This window comes from Methylobacterium aquaticum, from assembly GCF_001043915.1.
Lineage (GTDB): Bacteria > Pseudomonadota > Alphaproteobacteria > Rhizobiales > Beijerinckiaceae > Methylobacterium > Methylobacterium aquaticum.
Genome location: NZ_LABX01000383.1, coordinates 1 through 3,300, shown reverse-complemented (window position 1 = coordinate 3,300; position 3,300 = coordinate 1). Strand labels below are relative to the sequence as shown.

Sequence of the window (3,300 nt, the reverse complement as noted above, 5' to 3'; positions counted from 1 at the left end):
CGGGCCCCCCCCCCCTGCGACCGCCACCACCGCCCAGCGCGGTAATCCCGACGGCGTCCGCGCCCGTACCACCGACCACGCCGTCCGCCGGTACGCGGAGCGGGCGCTGGGCGTCGTGGTTGCCAAGGCGCGCCCGCCTGGTGCCGCGGCGGCACCCAGCGCGACGTCGCCGTCCACGTCACCGACCTGCGGGCGGCGCACGGCGACTGCCAGGGCAAGCTGGGCGCCGTCCGGTCCATCGCGAGGCCCGGCCAATGACGCCGGTCGCCCTGGTCGCCCTCTACTGCCTCGCGGCCGCACCGGAGCCCCTCGTCAGGTCGGACGTCCATCGCGTGCTCCGGGGCGAGCCCGTCGCCGCGGCCCCCGCCCGGGGCGACGTCGCCGAGGCCGCCCGGGAGGCCGCCCGGGAGGCCGCCCGCCACCGCCGGAGGCACCCTTGAGCGTCACCGTCGCCTTCCTGATAGGCGTCGCCATCGGCGCCTGTCTGTCCGACCCGCCCCGCTGGCCCCCGAGGGCGGCGTGAGGGCCTACGTCCAGGACGTCGTCACCCCGGCTGCGCGCGCCGTCGTCGACGCGGCCCGGGAGCTCGTCAGGTCGAGGCGCTGGTTCCTGGAGCTTCCGGCCGAGCGAGACCTCCCCAACGCCATGCAGGCAACCCTCGAACGGGCGGTGCGAGCCCTCGACGCCGCGGAGGCCGACCGTAGCCGAGGCTGATCCCTGCCGCCGGGCCCTGACGCCGGTCGAGGAGGCCAAGCTGTTCGCGAAGGACGCGCTGCGGGCTGCTCGGGGCGTCTTTGCCGGAAATCCGGCAGATGAGGCGGGCGTGGCCTACCTGGCGACATTCGCGCTTCTCGCGGTCGCGGCCCTGTTCCCCGAGCTCGGGCAGGATGCCGGGCAGGCCTACGGGGCGTCCCGGGAGGCCTGAAAGGGCGTCCACCTCAACCGGCTCCCCACGCGGCCAGGTGCCATGCGTGCGAATCGGTATGATGGGGGGCACCCCGCCGCCGGCGAGGCGGCCCCGGGAGCGCGTCCAACGCTCCGCGGGGCCTGAACCCGACCACGGAGTGCACCGTGAATCAGGCCGTTTCCATTTCTACCACGACCGCCCTACCGGTCGTCACCCTGGTCGATGGCAAGCCCGTCGTCGACAGCCGCGACGTCGCCGCCCGCTTCGGCAAGCGCCACGGGGACGTGCTCAGGTCCATCGACCTGCTCCTCACCACCGCCCCGGCATGTGAACGCAATTTTGCGTCGACGTCCGGGCCCACCCCGATGCCCAATGGCGGAGCCCGGGACGAGCGGTTCTTCCTCGTCGACCGCGACGGCTTCGCCCTTCTCGCGATGGGTTTCACCGGCTCCAAGGCCATGGCCTGGAAGCTCGACTACATCGCGGCCTTCAACCTGATGGAGGAGGAGCTCCGGCGCCGGCAGGCCCCGGCCGTCGACCTCAACGACCCCGCCAGCCTCAGAACGCTCCTGCTGGGCTACTCGGAGCAGCTCATCGCGGCCAAGGCCGAGGTCGCCGAGACCCGCCAGGTGCTCGTCGTCACCGAGAAGCGCGCGGCCTTCGCCGAGGCGGTCATCGAGGAGGTCAAGCCGAAGGTTGACGCCTTCCATGCCTTCCTCTCTGACGACGGGCTCTGCAACCTGCCCACCGCCGCCCGGGCCTGCGATGCCCCGAGCCAAGTCTTCATCGACTGGCTCCAGGACAAGGGCTACGTTTTCCGCGAGAACGGTGACCTGCAGCCGTCGGCCGCCATGCGCCGGGACGGCTACATGAAGCTGCGGGCCGGGCCGGACGCCGTCGGCAAGCTCCGGAACCAAGCCATGGTGACGAGGGGGGGCTGTTCTGGCTTCAGCAACGCTGGCACGTCGGCCCCGGTCGGGTGCTCGCCCTCCAGGCCGCGCAGGCGCAAAGGCAGGGCCGCCTCGACATCTGACCCGCTGCAGGGAATGCGTAGCGAAACCGATTTCGCTACCTTTTGGGCCCGGCCTCCGCGAGGGGACCGGGCTTTTCCTTTGCCGCCGCCAGAACCGGAGCGGCGGATGGCGCCGGGCGTGTCGCGGCGACGCCGGCGACGGCCAGTCCGGCCGCGCACAGCACCAGCGCCACTGCGAGCGTCCGATCCACCCCCTCAGTCCCCCGGCGCCGGCAGCGCCTCGTCGTTTTCGAGCTCAATCGGCGCCAGCGTGGCCGCGGCGGCTCGGCGCAGGGCCGTCAGCAGGTCGAGACCGAGCGCCTCCGCGAGCAGGATGGCGTGCCCGACGTCCGTCGGCGCGCCGGCCTCCAGGTCGCGGATGACGCGGACGGGCACGCCGGTCACCGCGGCGAGCCGGGCCACGGGCATGCGCCGAGCGAGACGCTGCCGCGCCAGGATCTCGCCGAAGCCGGCGACGCGGCGGGCCGCCTCGCGGGCGGTCCACTCCGCGTCCGAGAGCTCGGGTTCGTCTACGGTCTGGTCGTCGGCGGCGAGGCGCATGGCGGTCTCCGGGGGCTGCGACAGGGTAGGCTTCCGGGTCGCTAGTCACCAGAGCTCAGGTCGCCCCGGCCCGATGGGCAGGGGGCCGCCATGTGGACGTCGGGCTCCAAGTCTCGCTCGCGCAGGAACACACCCCCGCCGGTCTCGCCCCCGCCTACGGGCGTCCATGTCCAACCCAGGTTGCCCCACCTGTCGCGCCCGGCCTCGCCGGTCGCCTGCAGCACGATGACCTCCTTACCGGTCGTCGTGCTAGCCGTTCCGCAGGTGACCATGAGCGCCCAGCGGTCCGTGCCCTCGACGGGATCGGCGTAGACCCGGGCGAACCGCTCCCGGCCGGGCTCGGCGGGTGACCGCACGCTGAGGTACCAGCGGTCGCCCGCCTGCGGGAAGGGCGGCGGCGGCGACCGAGCAAGCCGGGCAGCCTCGGCCGGGACGGCGGCGGCCAAGACGGCGGCGAGGGCGAGGGTCAAGGAACGCATCGTCAATCCTCCAGGAGACACCAAGCGGAACCGTCGGGCTCGAACCAAGCGGCGGCTGCGGCGGTGATGGGGTGGCCGTCGGCGAGGAAGGCGCCGGCGCCGTAGACGTCGAAGCGGAGCCGGCGGGCCCCGGGCGGCCGCGGCGCGCGGGGGGGGGGTCCCCCGCGCGGGGGGGGGCGCCCCCCGGCGGGGGGGGCCCGCCGGGCCCGCGGGGCGGGGGCGGGGGGCGGGGGCAGGGGTCGGGGGGGGGGAGGGGCGGCCCCGCCGCGCCGAGGCGCGGGCGGCGCCCAGGATCGAGATGCCCGAGCCCCGGGCGCGCGGGGCCGAGGAAGCCGCCCGCA

At 74.7% G+C, this 3,300-nt stretch carries 4 protein-coding genes and 1 pseudogene; 3 read left to right on the top strand and 2 right to left on the bottom strand.

Annotation, left to right across the window (positions count from 1 at the left end):
* Positions 1-254: 254 nt before the first annotated feature.
* The 3 genes and pseudogenes from VP06_RS32510 to VP06_RS35665 form a co-directional block, all read left to right on the top strand.
* Positions 255-440 (top strand): hypothetical protein, encoded by a 186-nt coding sequence (locus tag VP06_RS32510; RefSeq protein WP_048467959.1) that lies wholly within the window; start codon positions 255-257, stop codon positions 438-440.
* Positions 441-519: 79 nt separating this feature from the next.
* Positions 520-714: a hypothetical protein gene (locus VP06_RS32505; RefSeq protein WP_048467958.1), complete on the top strand. Its 195-nt coding sequence runs from the start codon at positions 520-522 to the stop codon at positions 712-714.
* Between the two features lie 357 nt (positions 715-1,071).
* Positions 1,072-1,788, top strand: a pseudogene (locus VP06_RS35665) (Rha family transcriptional regulator); the annotation flags it as partial.
* Positions 1,789-2,135: 347 nt separating this feature from the next.
* Here VP06_RS35665 and VP06_RS32495 read toward each other — a convergent pair.
* The gene (locus tag VP06_RS32495) at positions 2,136-2,480 is read right to left on the bottom strand and encodes a helix-turn-helix domain-containing protein (RefSeq protein ID WP_048467956.1); all 345 of its coding nucleotides are present in this window, start codon (positions 2,478-2,480) and stop codon (positions 2,136-2,138) included.
* A 41-nt stretch (positions 2,481-2,521) separates the two neighbouring features.
* Positions 2,522-2,959: a hypothetical protein gene (locus VP06_RS32490; protein ID WP_048467955.1), complete on the bottom strand. Its 438-nt coding sequence runs from the start codon at positions 2,957-2,959 to the stop codon at positions 2,522-2,524.
* Positions 2,960-3,300: the final 341 nt, after the last annotated feature.